At 48.3% G+C, this 24,113-nt stretch carries 26 protein-coding genes; 6 read left to right on the plus strand and 20 right to left on the minus strand.

Features of this window, described 5'->3' with window-relative positions; all coding sequences use genetic code 11:
* Positions 1 to 194 precede the first annotated feature (194 nt).
* From ACLU9Q_RS17830 to ACLU9Q_RS17860, 7 genes are all read right to left on the minus strand, one after another.
* Positions 195 to 2,060, minus strand: coding sequence for a DUF5067 domain-containing protein (locus ACLU9Q_RS17830; protein WP_412625701.1), 1,866 nt, complete (start codon positions 2,058 to 2,060; stop codon positions 195 to 197).
* Positions 2,061 to 2,093: 33 nt separating this feature from the next.
* Entirely contained in the window at positions 2,094 to 2,438 is a 345-nt protein-coding gene (locus tag ACLU9Q_RS17835; protein ID WP_412625702.1) for a DUF5640 domain-containing protein, read from the minus strand.
* Between the two features lie 30 nt (positions 2,439 to 2,468).
* Entirely contained in the window at positions 2,469 to 3,368 is a 900-nt protein-coding gene (locus ACLU9Q_RS17840; RefSeq protein WP_412625703.1) for a DUF4428 domain-containing protein, read from the minus strand.
* Between the two features lie 44 nt (positions 3,369 to 3,412).
* Positions 3,413 to 3,820 (minus strand): hypothetical protein, encoded by a 408-nt coding sequence (locus ACLU9Q_RS17845; RefSeq protein ID WP_412625704.1) that lies wholly within the window; start codon positions 3,818 to 3,820, stop codon positions 3,413 to 3,415.
* Between the two features lie 99 nt (positions 3,821 to 3,919).
* Positions 3,920 to 5,335, minus strand: a complete 1,416-nt coding sequence (locus ACLU9Q_RS17850) for an SPFH domain-containing protein (RefSeq protein WP_412625706.1) — start codon at positions 5,333 to 5,335, stop codon at positions 3,920 to 3,922.
* Between the two features lie 43 nt (positions 5,336 to 5,378).
* Positions 5,379 to 5,678 carry a zinc-ribbon domain-containing protein gene (locus ACLU9Q_RS17855; RefSeq protein ID WP_412625707.1) on the minus strand — a complete coding sequence of 100 codons (300 nt, stop codon included), beginning with the start codon at positions 5,676 to 5,678 and terminating at the stop codon, positions 5,379 to 5,381.
* A gap of 1 nt (position 5,679) precedes the next feature.
* Positions 5,680 to 6,234, minus strand: a complete 555-nt coding sequence (locus ACLU9Q_RS17860) for a zinc-ribbon domain-containing protein (RefSeq protein WP_412625708.1) — start codon at positions 6,232 to 6,234, stop codon at positions 5,680 to 5,682.
* 185 nt (positions 6,235 to 6,419) lie between these two features.
* Between ACLU9Q_RS17860 and ACLU9Q_RS17865 the strand changes: the two genes are divergently transcribed.
* The 6 genes from ACLU9Q_RS17865 to ACLU9Q_RS17890 all read left to right on the plus strand — a co-directional run bounded on the left by ACLU9Q_RS17865 (position 6,420) and on the right by ACLU9Q_RS17890 (position 13,625).
* Positions 6,420 to 8,054 (plus strand): histidine kinase N-terminal 7TM domain-containing protein, encoded by a 1,635-nt coding sequence (locus tag ACLU9Q_RS17865; RefSeq protein ID WP_412625710.1) that lies wholly within the window; start codon positions 6,420 to 6,422, stop codon positions 8,052 to 8,054.
* Complete coding sequence (locus ACLU9Q_RS17870) at positions 8,051 to 9,343, plus strand: sensor histidine kinase (RefSeq protein ID WP_412625711.1); 1,293 nt, start codon at positions 8,051 to 8,053, stop codon at positions 9,341 to 9,343. Before ACLU9Q_RS17865 ends, ACLU9Q_RS17870 begins: the two co-directional genes overlap by 4 nt.
* On the plus strand, positions 9,340 to 9,993 hold the full coding sequence (locus ACLU9Q_RS17875; RefSeq protein WP_412625712.1) for a LuxR C-terminal-related transcriptional regulator: 654 nt from the start codon (positions 9,340 to 9,342) through the stop codon (positions 9,991 to 9,993). Before ACLU9Q_RS17870 ends, ACLU9Q_RS17875 begins: the two co-directional genes overlap by 4 nt.
* A 155-nt stretch (positions 9,994 to 10,148) precedes the next feature.
* Positions 10,149 to 10,532 carry a hypothetical protein gene (locus ACLU9Q_RS17880; RefSeq protein WP_412625713.1) on the plus strand — a complete coding sequence of 128 codons (384 nt, stop codon included), beginning with the start codon at positions 10,149 to 10,151 and terminating at the stop codon, positions 10,530 to 10,532.
* Between the two features lie 45 nt (positions 10,533 to 10,577).
* Positions 10,578 to 11,927 (plus strand): ABC transporter substrate-binding protein, encoded by a 1,350-nt coding sequence (locus ACLU9Q_RS17885; RefSeq protein ID WP_074661605.1) that lies wholly within the window; start codon positions 10,578 to 10,580, stop codon positions 11,925 to 11,927.
* A gap of 18 nt (positions 11,928 to 11,945) precedes the next feature.
* Entirely contained in the window at positions 11,946 to 13,625 is a 1,680-nt protein-coding gene (locus ACLU9Q_RS17890; RefSeq protein ID WP_412625714.1) for a helix-turn-helix transcriptional regulator, read from the plus strand.
* Positions 13,626 to 13,792: 167 nt separating this feature from the next.
* Here ACLU9Q_RS17890 and ACLU9Q_RS17895 read toward each other — a convergent pair whose 3' ends face one another.
* From ACLU9Q_RS17895 to ACLU9Q_RS17955, 13 genes are all read right to left on the minus strand, one after another.
* Positions 13,793 to 15,019 carry an IS110 family transposase gene (locus ACLU9Q_RS17895; protein WP_412625766.1) on the minus strand — a complete coding sequence of 409 codons (1,227 nt, stop codon included), beginning with the start codon at positions 15,017 to 15,019 and terminating at the stop codon, positions 13,793 to 13,795.
* 31 nt (positions 15,020 to 15,050) lie between these two features.
* Positions 15,051 to 15,803 carry an ABC transporter ATP-binding protein gene (locus ACLU9Q_RS17900; RefSeq protein ID WP_412625716.1) on the minus strand — a complete coding sequence of 251 codons (753 nt, stop codon included), beginning with the start codon at positions 15,801 to 15,803 and terminating at the stop codon, positions 15,051 to 15,053.
* Position 15,804: 1 nt separating this feature from the next.
* Positions 15,805 to 17,850, minus strand: a complete 2,046-nt coding sequence (locus tag ACLU9Q_RS17905) for a hypothetical protein (RefSeq protein ID WP_412625717.1) — start codon at positions 17,848 to 17,850, stop codon at positions 15,805 to 15,807.
* A gap of 112 nt (positions 17,851 to 17,962) precedes the next feature.
* Positions 17,963 to 19,084: a sensor histidine kinase gene (locus ACLU9Q_RS17910; RefSeq protein ID WP_412625718.1), complete on the minus strand. Its 1,122-nt coding sequence runs from the start codon at positions 19,082 to 19,084 to the stop codon at positions 17,963 to 17,965.
* Entirely contained in the window at positions 19,077 to 19,781 is a 705-nt protein-coding gene (gene vanR / locus ACLU9Q_RS17915) for a VanR-ABDEGLN family response regulator transcription factor (protein ID WP_412625719.1), read from the minus strand. Before vanR ends, ACLU9Q_RS17910 begins: the two co-directional genes overlap by 8 nt.
* 209 nt (positions 19,782 to 19,990) lie before the next feature.
* Positions 19,991 to 20,341, minus strand: coding sequence for a hypothetical protein (locus ACLU9Q_RS17920; RefSeq protein WP_412625720.1), 351 nt, complete (start codon positions 20,339 to 20,341; stop codon positions 19,991 to 19,993).
* Positions 20,342 to 20,477: 136 nt separating this feature from the next.
* Positions 20,478 to 20,735 carry a PF20097 family protein gene (locus ACLU9Q_RS17925; protein ID WP_412625721.1) on the minus strand — a complete coding sequence of 86 codons (258 nt, stop codon included), beginning with the start codon at positions 20,733 to 20,735 and terminating at the stop codon, positions 20,478 to 20,480.
* A gap of 51 nt (positions 20,736 to 20,786) precedes the next feature.
* Positions 20,787 to 21,242, minus strand: a complete 456-nt coding sequence (locus tag ACLU9Q_RS17930; protein ID WP_412625722.1) for a hypothetical protein — start codon at positions 21,240 to 21,242, stop codon at positions 20,787 to 20,789.
* Positions 21,229 to 21,459 carry a helix-turn-helix transcriptional regulator gene (locus ACLU9Q_RS17935; RefSeq protein WP_412625723.1) on the minus strand — a complete coding sequence of 77 codons (231 nt, stop codon included), beginning with the start codon at positions 21,457 to 21,459 and terminating at the stop codon, positions 21,229 to 21,231. The genes ACLU9Q_RS17930 and ACLU9Q_RS17935 overlap by 14 nt, the downstream gene beginning before the upstream one ends.
* A 165-nt stretch (positions 21,460 to 21,624) precedes the next feature.
* Positions 21,625 to 22,551 (minus strand): DNA ligase, encoded by a 927-nt coding sequence (locus tag ACLU9Q_RS17940; RefSeq protein ID WP_412625724.1) that lies wholly within the window; start codon positions 22,549 to 22,551, stop codon positions 21,625 to 21,627.
* Positions 22,548 to 23,348: a Ku protein gene (locus tag ACLU9Q_RS17945; RefSeq protein ID WP_412625725.1), complete on the minus strand. Its 801-nt coding sequence runs from the start codon at positions 23,346 to 23,348 to the stop codon at positions 22,548 to 22,550. The genes ACLU9Q_RS17940 and ACLU9Q_RS17945 overlap by 4 nt, the downstream gene beginning before the upstream one ends.
* A 191-nt stretch (positions 23,349 to 23,539) precedes the next feature.
* Complete coding sequence (locus ACLU9Q_RS17950) at positions 23,540 to 23,845, minus strand: type II toxin-antitoxin system RelE/ParE family toxin (RefSeq protein WP_412625726.1); 306 nt, start codon at positions 23,843 to 23,845, stop codon at positions 23,540 to 23,542.
* Positions 23,835 to 24,101, minus strand: a complete 267-nt coding sequence (locus ACLU9Q_RS17955) for a type II toxin-antitoxin system prevent-host-death family antitoxin (protein ID WP_412625727.1) — start codon at positions 24,099 to 24,101, stop codon at positions 23,835 to 23,837. Before ACLU9Q_RS17955 ends, ACLU9Q_RS17950 begins: the two co-directional genes overlap by 11 nt.
* Between the last annotated feature and the right edge of the window lie 12 nt (positions 24,102 to 24,113).

The raw sequence follows: 24,113 nt of genomic DNA on the forward strand, positions 1-24,113 counted from the left end.
GTGGTTCACTACACTTGGCGGTAAATACCCGTGACTGGACTTTCACCAGCAAGATGAGTGCCATGCTCGGCACACACCATACGGCTCCCATCCCAATTGGGGTGGGAGCCGGTCCCATATGATTGTTACCCGTTTTTTCCCGCCACTTTTTGGAGTGATGCAAGACACATACCGCCGTCCGCCGAAGGCCTGTGCTACTGGAACTTCATGTTGGTGAGAATAATGTCGGGCATCGTTCCCTGGACGCAGTCCATATTCCGTAGGCCGATGGAAAGAGCGCGGGTGTCGTCAATCTGCGCGATGTATTCAATCCATTCGTAGCCGATGTTCTTATAGGTGCGGCCGTGGAAGGTGATGCCGCCGATCACGCGGTCCTCGATATCCTTGTAATTTTCAAAGTCTGCCTTATAGTAATCGAAATCTTCCACCTTTGCCCTGACCTCAAGCCGAATGGCACCCGCACCAAATGCAGTGGGATCGTCGTTTTCCACCAGACTGCGCTTCCCCTCATCGAACGACCAGCCGGATACTGGGATCTTCGTCATGATTTTGACTTTCACATCATCGTGTGCAAACTGGGTGACTTCCACGGAGAAGTCCTTCATTTCGGCGTTCGCAGAGGCAGCTTTATTCGCTTCGGCGGCCTCTGCCTTCACGATGTCGAGATACTTCGCGATGGCTTCCTTGCCGGAGAAGCCGCTGGTGTTGAATCCACTTACTTCATAAACGCCCATCTCCTCTTCCTTGAAATTGACGTAGATAAAATGCGAGTCATTGTCCGCAGAGATCCATTTATAGTAGCGGTAGTTTGCCTTCATGTGGTCGCTGTACTCTTCCTTGACAAACTCACCTTCCACGCCGAAGTAAGCGACAACCTCCTCGTAGGTGGTGTCGAAAATATTTTTATTGACATCGTTCATCCAGACATAGCCCTTTTGTACCTGCTCTTCTGTCACGATGCCGTCCCCTCCGGCTGTGTTTCCACCCAAATTCGATTCCGGAGCGTCTGAATCAATGCTGTCCGGCATAGGCTTGCCCGCCTCAATCAGAGGCAGATACCAGTCGGTGTAGAAATGGGGCAGAAAGTCCTCCCCTGCATCATCCCAATAGAGTCCCCATGGACGCAGATAGATCTCATAGTGATATTCATCGTCACCGTCTTCGTACCAGCCATCGATGCAGATTATGTCTTCTCGTTCCATCATACCGGGGGCAACGATCCCGGGGTCAACAATCCAGTCTGCGTGTTCCAGTGCAATGTTCGTAAACCAGCCTCCCTCGGACATCATCGTGCCGTGTTCTCCAGTTCCGGCCTCGTTCAGGCTGACCATCGCCGAGGCCATGGGTTCCGCCCTGGTGTAGCTCTCGTCCCATAGCGTGACAGTACCTGTATAGTCTGTGTCAATGTCGATCACACCGCAGACATCCCACCACTGGCCCTCCATGCTCTCATAATAGCCCGAACAGCCAGTCATGACCCACCAGCCGTACCAGTCGCCATTCCACCAGTCGAGCAGCGCGTCTCCGGTCCCGGCAGACTGCGCCGTACCGCTCCCAGCTGATTCCCGGCTGAGTGTGGAGGGATCGACGGTGATTTTACCGTTTTTGTCGCCGAACGCCTCCTCAAAGGTCACTTCGACCTTGCTGGTCGTATCCGCCAGCACAAAGGCTGTGCGGATCTCAAGGGTCGCACCTGGCGCGACATCCGTAAATTGATCTTCGATCACCGTAGCATCATCGGAGTCCGGATTGGAATAGACGATGGCAACCGCCAGCTCCGCACCGTTCTGCATGGCTGTTTCGGAGATCGACCAGAGATAGGAATGACTGTCCTCGCCGTTGTTCGTAAAATCCAACGTCAGAACGACCGCGTCGTTTCCATCCGAATCCTCCATGATGCACGCGCCCTTATAGAGCAGCTCATAATCGCCGAGCTTGAGCAAATTGGAGTCTGCCAGTTCCTTATCTGTCGATTCCTTATTTTTACCGCAGGCGGTGAGACTGAGCAGCATCAGCGCCGCAAGAAGCAGGTACAAAAGTTTGGTCTTCGTTTGTTTCATAGTTCCCTCCAAAATTTACGGAACACAAAGCAGCTATTTTTTTGTGAAGGTTCCGCTGATACCGTAACCAGAATTTTCGTTCATGGTGAGGCTGCTGCCATCCACAGAGAACGTGTAGGTAGACGGATCGCTCCAGCTTTCCAGCGTTACCGTGAGTTGGTCGCCGTCAATGGTATAAGTGCCATCCTGCTTCATGTACGCATTCTCCATGGTGCATTTGCCTTTCCCATCGAACGTCCATGTGATAACGCCGTCATCACCCAGGTCGGCCGACCATGTGCCGGAAAGGGCGTCCTTGCTGCCTCCACAGGCGGCCAAACTCAGAACCATCGTGAGCGCCAAAAGAAGCGCCAAAGTCTTGCTTAATTTTTTCATCATCATCATGCTCCTTTGTTTTGTGTATATGTTCTATCCATTGACAGCACCGCCGCAAAATTCACAGCAGCCGCTGGCATCTGGTGTGGTGGTGGCTCCACAGAACGGACAGGTCAGCGCCGTCTTAGGAGCCGTAGCTGCGGCCGCTTCATTCCTTACCTGTTCCCGAACCTGGAGCAATGCATCCCGGATCTCGCATCCCATCTCCTCATACTGCCGGTACTCCATACTGGAACGGACCTCATCCGCATTGGATGTCCGGGAACCTCCCATGAAGGGTCGCGCGCCAGGGCGGGAGCTGCAAGGCATACCAGGGCGGGTTGGCCCCGCGCCTCCGGTACGGAGACCGCCGCCCTTGACACAGGGCTGTGCATCCGGCCCGTCCAAAAGGGTTTCCTCATCATTGTCAACAGAAGAACCGTTCAGCTTGAAGCGGATTTCATTAAAGTATGGGTTGTTGACATTAATTACAATGTAGAAATCATAGGAAAAGGCGTAGCGCCTGGGGGAAAAGCTCTGCCGTTTCCCCTCTGCATCCTTATACTGGATTTCTGTCTTGCTCTCGTCAATGTCCAGCTTGCAGCCAGTCACATCGGAGAAAGACAGTACATCCGGGTTGGCCTCCTGCCAGTTCCGGACGGATGTGACCATGAATCTCCCGTTATCCTCGTCCAGCAGGACTTTCATGCCCTCGCCCAATGTGCGGGTCACCCGGAACGCCGCCACTTTCTCCTGGTTGGCTTCCCGGTAAGCCAGCTGCTCTTTGATCTCCTCCACGGTGCTCTGCCTCCGGTCACTGAACCAGGGGGAGAGCTTTGCCGCGCAGTTCTTACAGCAGTTCCCATCCTCCAGCTTCCGGTTGCCCAACAGCCCGATCTCGCCGCCGCAGATGGCACATTCCTTTTTCTCAAACAATTTTCCGAATAGTGCCATAATAACCTACCTCCTTTTTATACGTTGCCTTGCCTTTATGGCGATCACTCCTGGGAACCATTCTTCACCTGAATAGCGCCATAGATATACAGACCGGGCACAAGCAGATTCAGGATCAGGCTGGTAATGCTGAAATCTCCCCCGGCGACAAGACCGATGATCATAGAGATGATGCTTAAAACGGCAATGATGACGCCCCACTTGATGCAGGCGGCCGCTTTCTGCGGCGCGTTGCAGGCACTAATACCCTTAATTCCAGCGACAAACTGAATGACAGATGCCAGCGTTACAATAGTGGAACTGGCATAGAGCAGACCAGTACCTTCGCTAGTCTCCATGAGCGCCGCCAGGGCACTGATGCCGAGAATGGCGATGATGCCCGCGATGACACCGATGACGCCGCCGATAATCATGAGAATGGAAGTGACCTTCAAAAATTTTTGACCTTTCATGTGTATAATCCTCCTGTTTTATGTTTTGTTAATCGTTTTAGGTGTTATGTCTGTTCGTCCAGCAGTCGTAGGGTCAGATTACGGCTTTTCTGCCTCGTTTCATCCCTGGATGTCACCGTCATCAAAGGGATCTCCGCACTCCGGGCAGAACTTGGGCGGATGGGTGGGGTCATCCGGCTCCCACCCGCACTTGTCGCACTTGTACTGCGGTACGCCGGCAGGCTTGGGCTTGCCGCACTCGGCACAGAACTTTCCTTTGTTCACCGCCCCGCAAGAGCAGGTCCAGCCGTTTGTGTCCGCAGGCTTTGGTTTTCCGCACTCCGGGCAGAACTTCCCGGTGGCTGTGGCCCCGCAGGAGCAGGTCCAGCTATCCCCTGCGGGTTTAGGGATAGGCTTGGGTGCGCCGCAGCCCGCACAGAACTTGCCGGTATTTCCGGTCTGCCCGCAGGAACACGCCCATCCCTCCATGGCGGGAGCCGCCGGAGCGGGCTGCTGTACCGATTGCTGCTGGCCCATCTGGAAGAGGCTTTGGGCGTTCATGCCACCGGCCTGACCGGCCATCCCCATGCCCATGAAAGCCATAGCGGGACCAGCATTGGGGTTGGCGGCTGCCGCCTGCATGGCGCCGGCCTGTGCGCCGACAAGATGCGCCGCCGCGCGGGTGGGGTCCATAAAGGCCGTATTGCGCTGCAGCTCCTTGATCATCTTTTCGTCTTCCTCGTTGGCCTTGACGCTGGAAACGCCGAAGGATACGATCTCAAGACCCCGAAGATCCCGCCACTTTGCGGACAGTTCCTGGTTCAAAGCATCTGCCAGCTCTGTGGTGTGGCCTGGAAGGGCAGAGTATCGAATGCCCATATCGCTGATCTTTGCGAAGGCGGGCTGCAGCGCGGTCAGCAACTCGGTTTTCAGCTGGCCGTCAATGGTTCCGCGGTCAAAATCCGCTTCCACATTGCCGCAGACATTGGTATAGAACAGCAGGGGATTTGCCACCCGGTAGGAATACTCCCCGAAACAGCGGATAGCAATGTCGATGTCGATCCCTGCCCGCTGGTCCACCACCCGGAAAGGAACCGGGGAGGGTGTACCGTACTTGTTGCCTATGATCTCCTTGGTGTTGAAGTAATACACCCTCTGGTCCTTGGGGGCCTCGCCGCCAAAGGTAAAACGCTTGCCGATATTCTGGAACACCTGCCCGATACTCTCCCCCAGGTCGCCCGAAAAGATGCTGGGTTCCGTGGAGGCGTCGAAGGTAAATTCGCCGGGTTCGGCGCATACCTCCACCACCTTGCCCTGCTCCACGATCATCATGCACTGGCCGTCGGCCACGGCGATCACGGAGCCGCTGGTGATAATGTTGTTGCTGCCTTTGGTGTTGCTGGAGCGCCCGGAGGCCCGTTTCCGCCCCTTGACCGCCAGCACGGTAGCGGGGATCGCCTCACAGTAGAAATACTCCTTCCACTGATCGGCCATCACGCCGCCTGCAGAGCCTAATGCCGCTTTAATAAGTCCCATAGTTACATCCTTCCTTTCGTAATTTATTTCTCTTTACTGACGATTAAAATCCTTCATTTCTTTCTTTGCGCTTTGTTGTGAGCATTGTCCCACAATTGGGGCAAAAGATCGCGTTGTCCGAAAGCACAGTTTCGCATACTGGACAGCAGTGGTGTAAATTAAGGTAGAACTGGTAAAGAGTTTCCTGGGGAAGTCCACTACCGCATTCTTCACAAGTTTGCTGCTCCGCAGAGACGGTTGCGCCGCAATTAGCGCAGACTTTAAGCTGCTTCATAGCTTCTGGCCCAAATCCATATTGCTTCATGCTTTCCAGACGGATCTGCTCAATTTGCTGCCGTGTCATCTTATAATCCTTCTCCTCCATATTGAAGCCGTTTGCCGCAGCGTGGACAAAATATTTCTGCGGAGGTGATCTCTTTGCCGCAGTGGGAGCAGTAACGAGGCGGATCTTCCCACGGCGCACATTCCACACATTCCGCCACATCAGCGTTATACATGGCATTTGATACCCATTTTCCGCACTTGTGGCATCGGTTAAAATATTTCCGTGCGTCTTCCCATGCGGTCTCCAATTCCTGCTCCTGTGTCTCTGCTTGGATAGAATCGGTCGTATGCAACAAAGCACCTGTGATGTCACAAAAGAAGCTGTACCGATTTCCTCCCGAGTCAGCGATCACCTTGTAGCGTGCTGTTTTATGGGTAAACGCCATCAAATCCCTCCTTTCTTTTCTTTGACCCTCGATTAAGTCATGGTTATATGGTATAATAGGAATCAAAGGAGAGCGGCCTCTGTTTGTTGGCAGCGTAGCCAGAGGCTTTTCATTGGAGACAAAGCCCATACCCTCCTTCGGCATTGCCTGCACCCATAATTTAAGCGATTTCCACACTTTTGGCCCCACCCCAAACCCCCGAAAGGGTAGGGTTGAAAAGAAAAAATCTGATTTTCTTGCCACCCCGAACCGAAAAATGGGTAGGGGAAACAAAAAATCAGGTTTCTTTCAAGGCTAAGACTGGAAATGCTGTAAATGAGATACCAAGGAAGATACGGTGATGAGAGTTGTATTTCGCGGGGAGGTGTCCACGCATGACTAAGCAGAATCAAAGAACGGGAGTCCTGGCAGCTGTGCTGATCGTCTGTGCTATCTCTGCCCGCGTTTTGGGAAAGTTTGATGTTTTTCCCGTACCGCTGGGTTTGGTCCGCACGATCCTTTATATCAGTCTGTACATTGGCTGGGGTCTCTCTGTCAGCCATCGCATTTTACAAACACAGGTGCGCCGCTATATGGTCGGCGTTTCATGTCTGACCGTCTTCTGGTTTGTTATACGGTCAATAAAATATTTTTTTGTGGTCGCTCCTGATGCGATCCGGCATCTATGGTACTGGTACTATTGTCCTATGCTGTTCATACCTCTGCTTTCCGTGTTTGTTTCCATGTCGCTGGGTAAGCCGGAAAGCTACCATCTGCCGAAATGGACAAGACTGCTCTATCTTCCCACCCTGTTCTTTCTGCTGCTGGTACTGACAAACGATCTCCATCAGCTTGTTTTCTCCTTCCCGGCCGGAACGGTTTGGAGCGATACGGATAACGGATACGAGTACGGATATTATTTTGTTATCGGGTGGGAGATCATCTGTGCGCTGGCCGCCTTTGTGATCATGCTCATCAAATGCCGTTTGGCGCAAAGGAGAAAATACTTACCGGCGCTTCTGCTGTCCTGCTCCATTCTATATGCCTTTATCTACGCCAGCGGAGCCAGGTGGATGCAAGTGATAGGCGGAGATATTACAGCGGTGCAGTGCCTGATGTTTACCGCCATACTGGAAAGCTGTATCCAGTGCGGATTGATCCAGACCAATACTGGCTATGATGAGCTGTTTAAGGCCGGGACCTTCGGCGCCCAGATTGCTGATCACGACCATAAGGTCCGCTACGCCTCCGCAAATTCGCCTGTGCTTTCTGAACAGATCATGTGTGCGGCAGAGGAGGGCGCCGTCAATCTTGATAAACATACCTTGCTACAAAGTTACCCTATCGAAGGCGGTCATGTGTATTGGCAGGAAGATATAACAGATATTACTGCCCTGCTTGAAAAGTTGGAAGAAAACAAGGAAACCATTGCAGAAAGCAACCATCTGGAACAGGAAAATTATCGTATCAAGCTGGAGATCCACACCTTGCGGGAAAAGAATCGGCTCTATGACCTTTTACAGGAAGAAACCGCTCATCAGATCGATTTATTGAATGACCTGTTTTATCTATATGACGAAGAAGAAAATCCGGAAAAGCGCCGCAGTCTGCTTGCGAAGATTACTGTAATCGGCGCTTACATAAAACGCAGAGGCAACCTGATCTTTATCCGTGAAAAAACGGAAACCATCGATACCACAGAACTGGCCCTTTGCATGGAGGAATCCTTTTCAAATTTGAAACTGATGGGGGTCGAATGTGAAGCAGACATTCCGAAGGGCAGCAAAATCTTTACCCAGGACGCAATCCTGTTCTACGACTTTTTTGAGAAGGTGATGGAGACCGCTATAGATGATATGAGCTTTGTTTGGTTGAAAGCGCGTATTCTTGCAGATTCGATCATCCTCCGTCTGGAGGTGGAATGCGAAAGCTCCCTTGCAGATTTTCGGGATACCTGTGAAAGCTGCTCCTTTGAGGATGGCGTATGGCGCTTTATCCTCCGCATCGGAAAGGCGGGTGGACAAACGTGACAACATTCTATTTATCCTCCGAAATGGAACAGTCCGTATGGATGATCTGCCTGTTCTTTTCTTTGATATTGGATGTGTTTCTTTTTCTTGCATCCCCTGACCGAGGTGGGAGCAGACGGTGCAGGCTTCTGAACGCCGGAGTATTTATCGCTTTGCTGATCCTGCTGTGCATTGCCGGGGATGCCTTTGACAAAAAGGCCGATGGACTTCCTATCAATCCTTTGCTGCCATTTCCAATGTGGTCGCTGTGGTGCATCGCTGGCATGGTGGGTACTTTGCTCCTTGGTCAAACCGCTGTGTTGATCCATCGGAAAGGCCGGACACTTAGCCACAATTCCGTGAAGCAGGCAATCGATATGTTGCCCAACGCGATCTGCTATTTCACCCCATCGGGTGAGTTCAAACTGTGCAATCTACAAATGCACCGCTTGTTCTACATACTGGCGCAAAGCGATCTCCAGCACTTCGATGAATTGCGGCAGGCACTTACAGAGTGTGATAAGAAAAGCGGTGTTGTAAGGCTCCCGGATGAAGAGCAAACCTATCTGTTCCCCGATGGTAAGGCTTGGCGCTACTCCCAGACGGAGATAACGGTACCAGACAGCACAGTTTACACAGAGGCGATCTTCTCAGATGTGACTGAACTTTACGAAAAGGGACTGAGACTCAAGGAACAGACTGAGCAGCTCAAAAAATTCTCCCGTGACTTAAAGATTCTTTCGGATAATGTACTGACATTGACAAAGGAAACGGAAGTCCTGTCGGCAAAAACCAAACTGCATGACCAGATGGGGGCGGGGATCATTGCTATGCGGAAGATTTTGCAGCAAGAGCAGGTATCCCAGGAGGCCGCAGACAGCCTTCTATTGTTTCAAAAAGCAATCAGGACCATTAAAAATGACAATGAATACCCCCAGGAGCGCGGGGAGTTTGCGGAATTTTTGTGGGATGCCAGTACCATCGGCGTAAAGGTAGAAATGGCTGGCGAATTACCGAAGCAGGAGGAAATATATCGCATATTTGTGATCGCCATGCGGGAATGTCTGACCAACAGCGTCCGCCATGCGGATGCAACGGCCCTTTATGTCACCGCCCGGCAGGACGGAAACAACATTTCCCTGCGTATCACAAATAACGGAAAGCCCCCTGAAAGCGTCATTGTGCCGAAGGGCGGGTTACTCAACCTTCACCGCTATGTTACGAACTTAGGAGGTACGATGGAAATACAGTGCTCACCAGCCTTTGCGCTGATAATCGTCATGCCCGTAGAAAAGGAGGCGGCAGAGTGAAACAGGTGTTAATTGTAGAGGATCAGCGGATGCCCCGCAAATATATGGAGAGAATGATCTCCGACAGTGAAAAATATGCCCTGGCAGCCAGTATAAGCGGCGCGGATGTTGCACCTGCCTATTGCAAGCGTCAGATGATCGACCTAATCTTGATGGATGTCTGTACTGCTGGAAACAAGGATGGCATCGAAGCCGCCGCCGAGATCAAAGTGGCGTTCCCAAACATAAAGATCATCGTTGTCACATCAATGGTCGAGGTCGGTTTTTTAGAAAGAGCCAAAGCCGCAAAGGTTGACAGCTTTTGGTACAAAGATTTAAGTCCCGAAGACCTGATTGATGTCATTGACCGCACAATGGCAGGAGAACATCTCTTTCCCCATGAAACGCCACAAGTGAAATTAGGTCTTGTAAGCAGCACCGATCTGACTGCAAAAGAAATCCAGGTACTGCGCCTTGTATGTGATGGTCTGGAATACAGCGAAATCGCCCAGACTCTTTCTATCACAGAGAGGACCGTGAAATATCATGTTTCCAACATCCTGCAAAAAACAGGCTATGCCAACAAGACCCGCCTTGCCATAGCAGTTACAGGCAAAAAATTTATTATTCCGAGCCTCCCGGAGGATCTGGACTTTGACATAACCAAATAACAGAGCACACAGCTTTATTTCCCGGTTTCAATGAAGCCGGGAAATTTTTTTGAGAAAACTTCAAAAAACTGTACTCAGGGACAGTGCGTGAAAATGGCTTCTTCGCTATACTGGTATCATCAAGGGATTCAAAATGATTGATGGGAGGCCGCCTTATGCGAAGAATCGTGATTGATATGCAGAATGTCCTGTTTGCGGACGCAGTAGCCGAAGCCTTACGCAACTTTGATTCTGATCTGGAACCAGTCATGAGCGAAAGCCCGGACAAAACTCTGTCGCTATGTGATGCTGTGCTTGCAAATGTTCTGATTATGGAAGTTACCGTATACACATCCCGGACACTGGAGGAGCGGCTAAAAATCCGAAACGCTCTGAAAAAGGCTCAGCCAGATTGCAAGATCGTGCTGGTGGTGGATGAAAACACAGAGAAAAAGCTGGCGGACAGGGTGCGGCAGGCCAAGAAGGATGGTCTGGTAGACAATTTTATTTACGGTTCCGTTTCTTCCAGCTATCTCTCCGCTGTCATTGACGCACTTTAGGACAGAGGCTGGTGAGGACCATGCAGGGTATAGGAGGACACCAAAATGAAAAAATTATGTATTTTCTTTCTCACCATCATACTGCTGGTGGGCATGACCGGCTGTGGAAATAAGGTTACAAACGATCCCATCACATTGACGATGTGGCACGTCTATGGAAGTCAGACAGAATCGCCGCTCAATGTAATGATCGATGAGTTTAACCAAACGAAGGGGAAAGAAAGCGGTATTGTTATTTCTGTTGTCTCCGTCACAAATTCTACCGCTATTGACGATGCGCTGATTGCCTCTGCCAATAACGAACCGGGGGCGGTTCCCATGCCGGATCTGTTCACGGCCTATCCGAGGGTGGCGGAAGAGATTGGGCTTGACCGGCTCTTGGATTGGAGCGGTTATCTTTCAGAGGAAGAACGCTCTGCTTATGTGGATGAGTTTCTGGCAGAAGGCGTTATAGACGGACGGCTGGTTATGCTGCCCATCGCCAAATCAACAGAACTGTTATTCTTAAACAAGACGATATTTGACCGCTTTGCCGCTGACACAGGAGTATCGGAAGAAGAGCTTCTCCATTTTGAATCTCTCTTTGCTCTGTGCTGCCAATACTACGATTGGTCAGGCGGCGCAGAGATGTTCCAAATTAACGACTTCTATCACTACTTCCTGGTCAATGTCTCCGGGCTGGGCGGACAGTTCATTCGGAATGGAAAGCCGGACCTGTGCAGTGCAGAATTTGAACAAGCTTATCTGCCAATGGCCCGTGCGGCGATCCATGGAGGACTTTGTACTGGTGACGGTTATGCTTCCGACCGCTGGAAAACAGCCGAGGTTATCAGCAATATCGGTTCCACAGCAGGGATGTTGTATCTGAGGGACTATGTGACCTACCAGGACAATACCACCGAAGAAATTGAAACAGCGGTATATCCCTACCCCACCTTTTCTGATGCCTCGCCAGTGGTTATACAAAGGGGAACTGGTTTGTTTTCCATGAAAAGTGAGGACGAGCGAAAAAATAGGGCCGCCGCCATTTTTGGAAAATGGATCACGCAGAAAGAACACAATCTGGACTTTGTGATTGCTTCCGGCTATTTGCCGGTTACGGAAAATGCCTTTTCTGCTCTGTTTTCAAATATAGATATGATTGAGAATGAGAAATCCCATATGCTCTATGGTGCGGTGGACCAAATGTATGGCTCCTACTCCTTTTGCCCTTTGCCGCTGTATGACGCTTCCGGCGAAGCGCAATCCAGGTTTGAGGAGACCGCAAAGAGCATATTGTCTGCTGCCCACCGGGACTATATCAGCCGCATAGAGCGCGGGGATGACCCGGAGACAGTGATGTCAGAACTCCTTGACTCTTCGCTTTCGGAAATTCAGGAGGCCGTAGAGCGGTGACACAAAAGGGGGAAAACCATGATACTACGCCTAAAAGAAATCAGATCCGTACTGGAGGCGGCTCAGACGCAGAGCGTTTCCATGCGCCGCCGCCTGATGCTCTATCTTTTTACCATAATGCTCTTTTTTGCGTTCTTGATTGCTATGCTATTGTTCCTTTTCGGTGCAATCGATTCTATTGGATATGAAATTGAGCGGGCTTTAAGCAATCAACTTGAGAACTCTGTAAACTCCATAGAGCATCAAAGCAATGATCAGGCAGCCTATGTGCTTGCCTTTTCCCAACAGATAACAGCGGCAGTCAAAGACGAACTTTCAGATGCTGGGATTACCTTCAACGAACTTCGCAATACTCCTGACGCACTGGAGTCCATGCAAAACAGGCTCTTTGATATCGTCAGCAGCAATATGAAACTTGCACCTTGCAGCGGAGCATTTTGCTTTTTGAAAACAACGGTCAACGATGCACTGCCTGATAAAAGCTATAATGGGCTGTATCTAAAGTTTGCAAATCTTTATGCGGAAAACACAATTCATAATGATGTTTGTCTTTTTCGTGGATTTTCTACTGTCGCACGAGAAAAAAACATCAATCTCCATAGTACATGGCAGTTGGAAACACAAGAGGGGTTATTCCCGGAAATCGACGGAGAGATGTCCGGCAAAAGCGAGAGCATCTCCGGTGCCTTCTTTCTTACATCCGTTTATAAACTGCCTGACACATGGGAAAGTGTGCGCTTTCTCTGTATACCTGTTTTAGATTCTGGTGGCAACACGATTGGTGTGTGCGGCTTTGAGATCAGCAGTCTGTATTTTTCGCTTTCCCATAAGACGATGGGAAGCAGCCAAGCACATATCTTTTGCGCTTTGCTGACGGAAGATTCGGATTGTTATGTAGGGCAGATCGCCGGGAATCAATCTGGTTATTTCCCACCAATTGAAAATTCTTTTTCTGTTGAGAACGGATCAAGCCTGACTACCTTCCATAGCGGAGACACTGAATTTGTTGGTAAGACCCAGGAACTAACAATAGGGACTACTGCCCATATGGTTGCTGCCATGCTCCCTGCCACAGAATATCAGGCGCTTGTGCAGACGGTGCGGCTCAAAATTGCCGCATTCTTGTTTATCGCTTCTTTTGCCATTTTGGTCTCCATTCTTTGGGGCAGCAAAAAATATGTTGCACCCATATTAAAAGACTTGGAACAGATTAAAACTAACACAGACCGGACGCAGAGCGAGTCTCATGTTTTGGAGATTGAGGACCTCTTTGCTTTCCTCGCAGAACAGGACCGAGAACACGAGGCAGCTTTATCCGCTTTGAACCAGGAGCGACTGGAAGCTGAGAGCAGACAAGAACGGCTGCAAAGCAAACTGGAACAGACCAGCAGTGATCTTGGGTCCGCGCAGGCAGAAATTGCCCGACTTGCCTATTCCAGGAAGCAGGAGATCGATCCCGACGATTTTCAATATTTTGGGGAAGGGATTAGTCAACTTACTCCAACAGAAAGAAAGGTCTTTGATCTGTATCTTGAGGGGAAAAACGCAAAAGAGATCATTGCGATCTTAGGAGTTACAGAAAATACATTAAAGTTTCACAACAAGAATATCTACAACAAACTGGGAGTTTCGTCCCGGAAACAACTCCTTCGTTATGCCACTTTGATGAAACAGCAGGAGGAAAATGATCAGCAATAACGCTTGAGAATCAGCAGTTGCGCTACTTGGCAAACCTGCAAATAGGTGTCAAGCCCTAAAATGAAAAAATCTCGAAGAAATTTGGCAGCCGCAAAAAGGGTATAGCAAAGCAAGCCGGTCAGCGGGGGGATTTTTGCGAACCGGCTGAAAGTAATCGTTGTTTTCTGTTAAGCGGCGGTATTAGCCTCAGCATCCAGCGCCGTCAGATGTGCTTTTACCCTGGCGTAGTAGATACGCAAAAACTTGGCGGCACCGGCCACCATGTAAACATAAAAGTGCTTGCCCTCGGCCCGCTTTTTGTCCATGAACTGAAAGATGGGATTGGCCGGGTCAGAGTGCTGGAGGATCGTGCTGGCGACCATGAACAGGGTCTTTCGCAGATGAGGAGAGCCGCGCTTGGAGATGCGGCGGGACTTGGAGTCGAAGGTGCCGGACTGGAAGGGCGGGGCGTCCATGCCCGCGAAAGCCACCAGAGCGCCCTTGTGGGTGAAGCGGCGCACATCGCCGATCTCCGCCATGAGCTGCGGCCCGGTGACCTCACCCGCGCCCTGCATGGCCATGACCACATCGAACTCCGGCAGCAGGGAGGCCAGACGGAGCATCTCCCCGCGCAGGATATACAGCGCATCGTAAACGGCGTTCAGGCTGTCCACGGCCTGAGCGATCAGCAGCTTGGTGCTGTCGTTTTTGGGAAATGTAGCCACGGCGTTTCTGGCGGCGGCGTGGAGCTTTTCGGCGTCAGACTGAGAGAAGCGATAGCCAGATCTGGCGCACCATTTGCGGTAAGCGTCCGAGAAAGCGGCGAGGGAAACGCCCGCCACGCAGTCCTTGTGCCAGAAGCGTTTCACAAAATCCACCCATTTGAAATGCCCATTGGACCGCTTGGGTTGGATGTCAAAAAGCGTGTTGACGCCGGGGAAGGTCTGGTCCAGCAGGGAGATCAGGCCGTTGCGGAGGACCACGCTGGATTTTTTGGTGCGCAGGTACAGGCGGTTCTGCATTTTCAGCATCTGCCGTGTCTCATCCTCCGGCGAGTAGTCCCGTAGCTCCGCCCAGAAGGACAGGGCGTAGTTGGCGATCTTCATGGAGTCGGCCTTGTCTGTCTTGACCTTGCGCAGGGAGTTGTCGCTGAAGTCGTGGATGAGCATGGCGTTGACCACGCTGACGAAAAAGCCCGCCTCCTTTAGGGCCAAGGCGATGGGCCGCCAGTACATCCCCGTGTGTTCCATGACGATGCGGATGTCCCCGCCGATGCTCCCCAGCGTCTTTACCAGACTGGACAATCCGGCGGCGTCATGCTCCACCGAAAACGGCGTCAGCACCACTTCGCCGCCCGGTCTGCGCACAGCGACAGTGCTTTTCCCTTTGGATACGTCGATGCCAACAGCGGTGATCGTTTTATCTTCCATTTGCAAGCCTCCCAAATCATAATTTCAACCGACGCCCGCCGCTGCCCACTACCGATTCAGCTTGCTTTGTGACACGAATGTACGGAGCGTTTCCGTTCGTATCTGGCAAAACACGTCTGGAACGATTACTCGTTTTAAGTAGGATATGACGCTGGGCGCACTCATTTACATGGGGATCGTGGGTAACAACAACAATGGTTTTCCCCTGGTAGTTCAACTCCTGCAAGATTTCCAACACATAGTCCCGGTTCCGTTCATCAAGGCTGCCGGTAGGCTCGTCAGCGAAGATGATCTGCGGTGATTTGGCAATCACTTTTGCCAGCGCTACACGCTGCTGCTCACCGCCGCTTAATGTATAGACCTTTCTTCCCTCGTAGCCTTGCAGTCCAACTTGCGCCAGTGCATCGGCAATCAAACGCCGTTCTTTCTTTCTGCTGACAGATTTGAAATGCGTTGCGATCTGCATATTGCTTTCTACGGTTTCTGTATCAATTAAGCCGTAGTTCTGAAATAAATACGAAATATGACGGCGGCGCAGATTGATTGCTGTCCGGGATGAAAATTTCGGATTCTTCTGTCCACAAAGGACAATGGTTCCACTATCCGGGCGGTCAAGCAGGCCCATCATATTCAATAGGGTTGTCTTACCAGCACCGCTTTCACCCATAATAGAAATGAATTCTCCTTGCTCTATTTCCAGAGAGAAGTTTTCAAACAGGGGCTTGTCTCCAAATCTTTTACTGATATTTGATAAAATAATGTCTGCCATATCATTCAGCTCCTTTCACGATTTGATACAGGTCATTTTTCGTATATCCCCGGCTGACAATCAGAGTAATCATCAGTTCCCCAGCAAAAGCTGCCAGCAGAAGCAGATAGTTCAGAGAGACCTGCGTTGTCGCACTTATAAATCGCAGCCCCGCAACAACAACCGCATAATAAATGACCGTCACAATCAGGTGTTTTCGTATGCAGCGCAGCATAGAATATCCCCCAATCAAGCAACAGGCAATCTTGGTTTTATAGTTTTCGCAGTACAGCTTGGCGCTGAATATAATCAGGCAAATCAAGCCGATCAGCAGCACCGCCGATTGTACACCATACAGCATCAGCATCTGTCGTTGGTGATTGACGGTTTCTGAAAATGTAGAAGCAACCGAGGGCGTTTCCAACGTGACCGAAGCTATTCCGGTTTCCTGCAAAGTTGGAAGCAGTTCCGCATAGGCGTTTTCTGCGGGAACATTCAAGAAATAAGCGCCTTTGGAACAGTAACTTAAAACATAAATGCCCTCAATCTCTTCTTCCTCAATCACCAGAATGACAGGTTCCTCCAACGCTCCATAATCGCCGGTTCCCGTGTTCGCATTGTAAGAATAGATTTTACTGGCTGTTTCATCATAAGGGATAAAGTTTGCTTCCATCCCATAGGCTGTCTGGACAAATTCAGACCAGCTTTCCTTTTCCTGCTCTCTTGATGTGGGAAGCAGTACATTAAAATGAATATCAGAAAGCTGCGTGCTTGTGATCTGACTTCCGCTTACATCATAAATCGGGTTGAAATCCAGATAGTTCCGGTTGACCGTGATAGAGGTCTGCCCGAATTCTTCCGCAGGTGTGCGCCCGCTAATCAGATCATATTCATAGTTGCTGGCATCCACCAAAATACCGTTATAGCGGTTTACCGTAGCTGAATAAAATGCTTTATAGTTTTCAGCCAGATTTTGCGTAGAAGCGTTGCTGGTATTGACAGGGACGGTTACATATCCGGCCATTTTATCCACAAGAAATTGAGAAGTCTGCATGGTGTGATATGAAATGGCAACATTGCGGACAGTGATGGACAAGAAGAAAATAATAAATCCAACAAATACTCCTTTGGCAAGAATGGTGATAACATAAATTCCCCGTCTTGGAACACGCCCCTTGATATGATCGGCGCTGTTCTGCCTGCAAATAAGCAATGCTGAAAGCAAAAGGCCAGCAAGCACCACCATAATCAGCGTGACAATGTTTGGCAGTGAGAACAGGATATATTGTGGTAATGCAGTTTGGTACAAGGCCGCCGCTGTAATCAATGTTACAGCTTCAATAATCAGGAAACTGTCTGCGAAAATCGGGAAGATGTTTCTGACCTCATCTGCCAGAATATCACGGACAGCGTAGCCCTCCATTTTCTTCAACACATTCTTTTTCCCGCTGGAAAGAATATAAAATGCCATGCTCGCCACCAGCATAAAAGCTGGGACGAAACCAAACAGCAGCACCGAAAATTTGCCGGAAATATAGGCGGTCGGATTAACCGTAACTACATATCCGAGCTGACTCAAAGCATCCACCACGGTTGGTTGCTGACCCATTTTAACATAGTAGGTGGCGGCAGAAAGCTCGTATTTCTCTGCGTCAGTCCACGGAAAAAAGGAAATGTCCTGCATAAGTGATGAAGCATTCAGCCGATGGACGGTATATCCAACGGGGTCTGTGGTGGAAATACATTCGCCATCTTCCACCTGACTGTTTCCGGCACTGGTGCTGACATTCAAAAAGTCCGTGGTATGATTGGTCTTGAAATATTGATAGTGGGCCTTATCTTCCCCATTTTCAACACAGCGCAGCATAATGTCTGCATTAACCTTTTCCAGTGCATGGTCAATTTCTGCGAGAAAGTCCATATTGCTGGTACTTCCTGGCTTTTCAATCACTATGGAAATTTTATCTTCCTCTATCCGATCAAGCGCGTCAAAAGCAAAATTGAAACAGGACAACGCTGAAAGGACGCTACAGAGGATGATAAAGCAAAATGTCATTAGTTTTTTCATTTTGTGTGCCTCCTAACGCTAAAAAATTACCCCTGCCTCGATACCTAAAGTATATCAAAGCAGGGATAAAAGTGTTTTCGGTTATTCTGCGGAACACATGATTTCTTTCTGATTAACTTCTTACGATTTTCTGACTGTCAGCGGGAAGCTGGATAATAAACTGAACATTATCGTTCTCGCTGTATGCCGCAATCGTTCCGTGGTGCAGTTCAATAATTTCTTTGGCAATCGCCAGCCCTAAGCCTGCGCCGCCGGTATCGGAAGAACGGGCAGCATCCAGCCGGTAAAACTGTTCATATATCCGTTCCAACTTTTCGGGCGGTATTGTCTGCCCTTTATTTTGGACGCAGATTCGGATGCCGTCACTCGTTTGTGTCAAGGAAAAGAATATTTTCGTGTTAGGATAGCTGTAATTCACGGCATTTCGTATCAAGTTATCAACCGCACGTTCCAGTTTGTCCGCATCACACACGATTTCAACATTCTCTGCAATTTGCAAATCCCATTCCAGCCCCTTTTCCGCAAGGATAGGGTTAAATTCATAAGTGATCTGCATGAGCATCCGGCTAAGATGGGTCTGCACCGGCTCTAACGACAATTTGTGTGTACGAAAGCGCGTGATCTCAAAAAATTCATTGATAAGTTCTTCCAACCGCTGGGCTTTCGTCCGGGCAATTCCGCTGTATTTATGAACCAGTTCTGGCGTAATCCCCGGTTCATCCTCAATCAGCTTCAAATATCCGAGAACACTTGTCAGAGGTGTTTTCAAATCATGGGCGAGATATACCAGCATATCATCTTTGCGCTGGTCGGCCATTTGTGCGATTTTCAGACTTTGCAGCGTTTGTTCCCGTACCTGGTTTAAATCATCCTCTATATTTTTCAAATCGCCAGACAGTATAATTGGTGCGTCGGTAGGATGGGCCAGCTTCTGTGCTGCCTCCGCAACCTCGTCCAAATGCTCCAAAGGCCGCAGCATGAAGCGATAAGAAATATACCCGCATCCCGCAATCGACACTATAACCATGATGGGGATAAGAAAGAGCTTGAACGCCTGAAATGCTTCTGTCTGGTCGAGGTTGGTCGCGCCCATGATGATTAAAAACAGCAGATTGAACAGGATATAAGCAACCTCAAATAGAACGATGACAGCAATAAACTGAACGGTTGTTTTCAAGGCAAGCCGCTTGTGAAAAGCTCTGCTTGCAGAATTGTTTTCTGTTTGCTTACTCAATGGTATAACCCACCCCCCAGACGGTCTTGATATATTTGGGTTTGCGCGGCAACTCGTTCATCTTTTCCCTTATCCGGGCAATGTGGGCCATAACTGTGTTGTTGTTGCTTTCAAAAAACTTTTCGCCCCAAACTGTTTCAAAAAGTTCCTCCGCTGATACTACACGACCATGATTTTTGCACAAATACCAAAGGATGTTAAATTCAAAAGGGGTCAGCGGCAGCACTTCACCATTCAAAGTACATTTATGGCTGACTGGACAGATGTAAAGCCCTTTTTCATCATACTCGGTTAGTTCTGCAGCAGGGTCAACAGCATTAGTATTGTACTGCTTATAGCGCCGAAGCTGTGTTTTCACACGCGCCACAACCTCTAACGGATTGAATGGTTTGACGATATAATCATCGGCCCCTAAAGTAAGTCCTTGGATTTTATCTATGTCCTCTACTTTTGCAGTTAGCATGATAATAGGGAATAAGTATTTCTGCCGTATTTTCTGGCAAAGGGTAAAACCGTCCATTTCCGGCATCATCACATCCAGTATAGCCAGACTGACCGGCTCTTTTTCAAGGTAAGCCAACGCATCCAATGGATTATAAAACTTGCGGACAAGGTAATTTTCGTTTTTCAAATATATTTCAAGAAGATCGGTGATCTCCTTTTCGTCATCTACAATTAAGATGGTTTCATTACTCATATATAGCTAACTCTTTTCTTTCTTCTTTCAATACTGATTTCGTTACATCACGATTCTACAACAAACAAAATGAACAATCAACTGTACCTTTATATCGCATCGGTCAGGAATCTTTCAACTCTCAACCAGCATTGTTCCTACAACGCTTCCCTATGTAATCATCTTGCACATTGACAGAAATCACTAAATATGCTTTTTTCATGCAATCCCTATATAATCTCCCTGTATAATTTTCTTATTGAAGTTAAAACTAAAACCAACATGCAGACGCCTACCAGCGTGCCAAAAATTTTTTCTTCGAGCGCGATACCGTAAATCAGCAAATATACGATTCCTACAGCATAATACACAGTTTCCACCCCGAAACAGCCAATCAGTATTTTCCTTTTTACTAACGGTTCCCTGTAATGAAATGAAGCTATAAGCTGAATAAGCCCCAATACCAAAGCTGCTATGTATAACAACTTTATGCCATTCGGTTCTGCGCCCCATCCAAACAAACTACAAATTGAACCTATAATTGCTACTAACCCACAAAATATTCCTCGTTTAAAATTCATCCTCTCCACTCCCTTCTACCAGCAAAGCTATTCTATACAACAATAATCAGCATCAAGGCGAAATGCCGACAGCCACCAAAGAGTACTTCACCTTATACACAGAAATAAGTAAACAAGTTCAGTACTTTAATCCATTTTAATTCTTTTCAGAGTAAAAGTCACAGCTATTATCTTCATAGCCAATAATAATCGCTTTGCATGAACTGCAATTATAAGCGATAACACAAGGTGCGGAAAGCACAGATCCCTCGGACAAAATTACTGCTCCTTTTTCTGTGAAATTTGCCCCGGTAAACATCTTGATTTTTCGGGGAAGCCAGGATATAGGGCGGGGACTTTGAATATATCCTTTTTCCAGCTCTTTTCCGCAATAAGGGCATTTAGTATTCTTCATTTCGCTCTTCCTTTCTCAGCATTTTACTGTTGACTGGCTCGGCTGGTTTTGCTATTTGCGACTATATATCATATATGATGCACCTTTTAGGGCAATGGTAACTACTAATATTATAAAAGAAACACAAAATGCATCCATGTTATATAATGCGCAAGTTGTAGTAACAAAGAGTAAAAATACCAAAAGAATATCTATTACAACCCCTCCGCTTTTATCGTGTAAATATTGATTTCTCTCATCTTGTTCCAACCTCATTTGTTCTTTTAATAAAAGCCTGTTCTTTAAGAGTTTTTTGAGAGAAGCGATTCTATAAACAATATATATAAATCCACCGAAAAAGATAATACGGCTGGTTGAAGCTGCTAAATCTGTCATTATCCTAGAGTCACCGCCACCAGTTTCTCCAACTACAACCATATAAATTAGCATTGCAATAATAAGGAGCCATAAAAAACGAATACGCCATTTGATTTTTTCTGTATAGCTTAATTTATCAAAGTTCTTCATATTTTTTGTCCTCCATTTCTTTATTTTCTTTTAAGCAGCATAGCTCTTCAACGCTTACATTAAAAACCTCTGCCATACGATACGCTAACATAAGAGAAGGATTATACTGTTCCTTTTCAATAGAAATAATTGTACGGTTTGATACATGGACCAGATCCGCAAGTTGCTGTTGTGTTAATTTTGCGGCAGTTCTTAGTTGTTTTACTTTCGTTTTCAAACAATTCCTCCTCCCTTATATGAAGCAAACTTCTTGTGAAGTTTGCTTCATAATATCATGAATATCAGAATAAGTCAATCATCATATACGGAATAATGGTCTGCTGTCTGCAATAAAAAAGCGCCGGTCAGGAATCTTCCAACTCCCAACCAGCGTCATTCCCATTTAATCTTCCTGCACCTCCTCCGGCGATACATCGTCACGAAAACCTTTGAACACCGGCTGGCGCAGGGCGTTTTTCAGGTTTGGCATATACTCCACGATGCAGACATGATCCGGCTCGACCCAGATGGTTTCCCTATTTTCTATCGGAACTATCTGGAAAGGATTTTTCTCTGTCACAGTAAGCGCCGATACTGCTTCTTTCGTCACGCCGGCCGTCACGTGCCCTTTATAAAACAGCCGTTTTCCCCGGTATTTTCCTATAATCAGGCTAAAGACATGCTGCCCTTTCTGGATATAGCCTGCGACCACATAATCCTCATCCGCCATGCGTTTAAACTTGACCCAATCCTTTGTCCGCTTTCCCATGAAATAAAGGCTGTCTTTTTTCTTTGCTACCACGCCTTCCAGTTTTCTTTCATCTGCCGCCGCATAAAGCGCCCTGCCTTGTCCTTCCACAAATCTGGATACCGCGATCCTTGGAGTTTCCTCTACTATGACGGACAGCTGCTCCTTGCGTTCCATCAGTGGCTTCCAGCACAGTTCCCGTTCACCCCGGTAAATACAGTCAAACGCCACAAAGCAGGCTGGATTTCGCTCTGCCTCCAGCTTGATTTTAAAGGGATCAGTGAGCAGTGTCCGTTTCTGAAGGCGGTAAAAATCGGGTACGCCATTTACCAGAACCGAGATCTCCCCGTCCAGGATGCAGCGTTCTTTTACATTCTGATAGATGTCTTTCAATTCCGGGAACTTGCCCGCCATCCGCATATTCCGTTTATTCCGAAAATCCACCCCATTCTGATCTATATATGCCAGGATGCGGAATCCGTCCATTTTCAGTTCATAGATCCATCCCGGATCGTCAAAGGCTTCCATCTGCCGGGCGATCAGCATAGGACTGGCTTCCCGCGTATCGAATAAATCCATCATGCGGTTCCTGTCAGACGCTTCTGGCTGTCCATATCTGGTTTTTTCGATAATTCCAGGCTTTTCTGCAGCGCTTCCATCAGATCAATGACATTGGACGGACCGCTGGTATCCACCGCCACGATCTCCTGACCCTGTATCTTTTTCATGATTGCTTCCTTAAGTCTCGCCTGATATTCATCCCGAAACTCTTCCGCCGCAAAAGGCTTCGTCATATTCTCCACCAAAAGCTTTGCCATATTCAGTTCATTTTCATCCAGCTTCATTTTCGGCACTGGTTTGGGCATCGCCGCGATCTCATCATAATAAAACAGCGTCTTTACTATAATTCCTTCTTTTGTGGGGTATAGCACCAACAGCTTCTCATTTGTCCCCATCACGGTTTTTGCAATCGCCACCTTCTTTTGGGCGAGCAACGCCTGCCGGAGCAGCTCATAGGCTTTCTCAGCCCCCGTATCCGGAACGGCATAATAATCCTTCTCATAATAGATCATGTTCACCTCGGCCATACGGGCAAACTGGATGATATGGATGGTCTTGTCCTTTTTCGTCTTGATCTTTTCCAGTTCCTCCTCCGTCATCACCACATACCGGTCTTTCTCATACTCATAGCCCTTGATGATGTCCGCATTCGTAACTTCCTTCCCACAGTGGGAACAGTATTTTTTATACTTGATCCTGGCCTTGCTTTCCTTATCCAACTGGTTGAAATGGATGTCATTGTCCTGTGTTGTCTTATACATTCCAATCGGGATCAGCACCAGTCCCATGGAAATGCTGCCTTTGTGCGCAACTGCCATATACTCACCTCAGATTTTTTCTGTTAGTATTTGCAGGAGAATTGTTTCTATACAAGGGAAAAACTATGCGCAGAACGCATCTGAAATGGACTATATGCTGTAAAGATAAGATGATAAAATATTAGTTGAACATCTGCCGCATGGTCTTTTATAACCATACGGCAGATGCCTTTTCTTTTTACTGACGAGTTTTAATAAAATAATTTTGTATATTCCGTCTGTGTATCCGCTATATGGTATACATAAACGACTTCCCCGATTCGGCGGTAAATTGCCACATGCTTTTTGCAGATTACCATCCGGTATCCATTTTCATTCAGCCAGTCATCCGGTGTCCTGGAACCGGAATCCGGGAACTCCTCCAGCCGCTCGATACAGTCCAGGATATGGTCGCTGACTTTTAAGGCAGTCTGTGTGTCAAACTGAAGCAGGTAATAATCTTCTATGTTTTTTAAATCCTCCCATGCGGACGGCAGGATCTCTACTCTACACTTCATGAATTCTCTCCCGCAGCCGCTTTCTCGCCTCTGAAACGCTGAGGGTTTCCGCTCCATCTATCCGTTCCTGCTCCGCCTGCAGAACCCTCGCCCGAAGGCTCAAGAGCTGTTCCCGTTTTTCAAACGCGTCAATACTCATCAAAACCAGATCACCTTCCCCATTTTTTGTAATATAAATCGGCTCTTTCGTTTCTTTTGCAAGGTTTGAAATTGCCGCATAATCATTCCGCAATGCCGCAGAAGCCTTTATAATCATAATACGCACCTC

The sequence above is a fragment of the Marvinbryantia sp. genome (genome assembly GCF_047017445.1).
GTDB lineage: Bacteria > Bacillota > Clostridia > Lachnospirales > Lachnospiraceae > Marvinbryantia.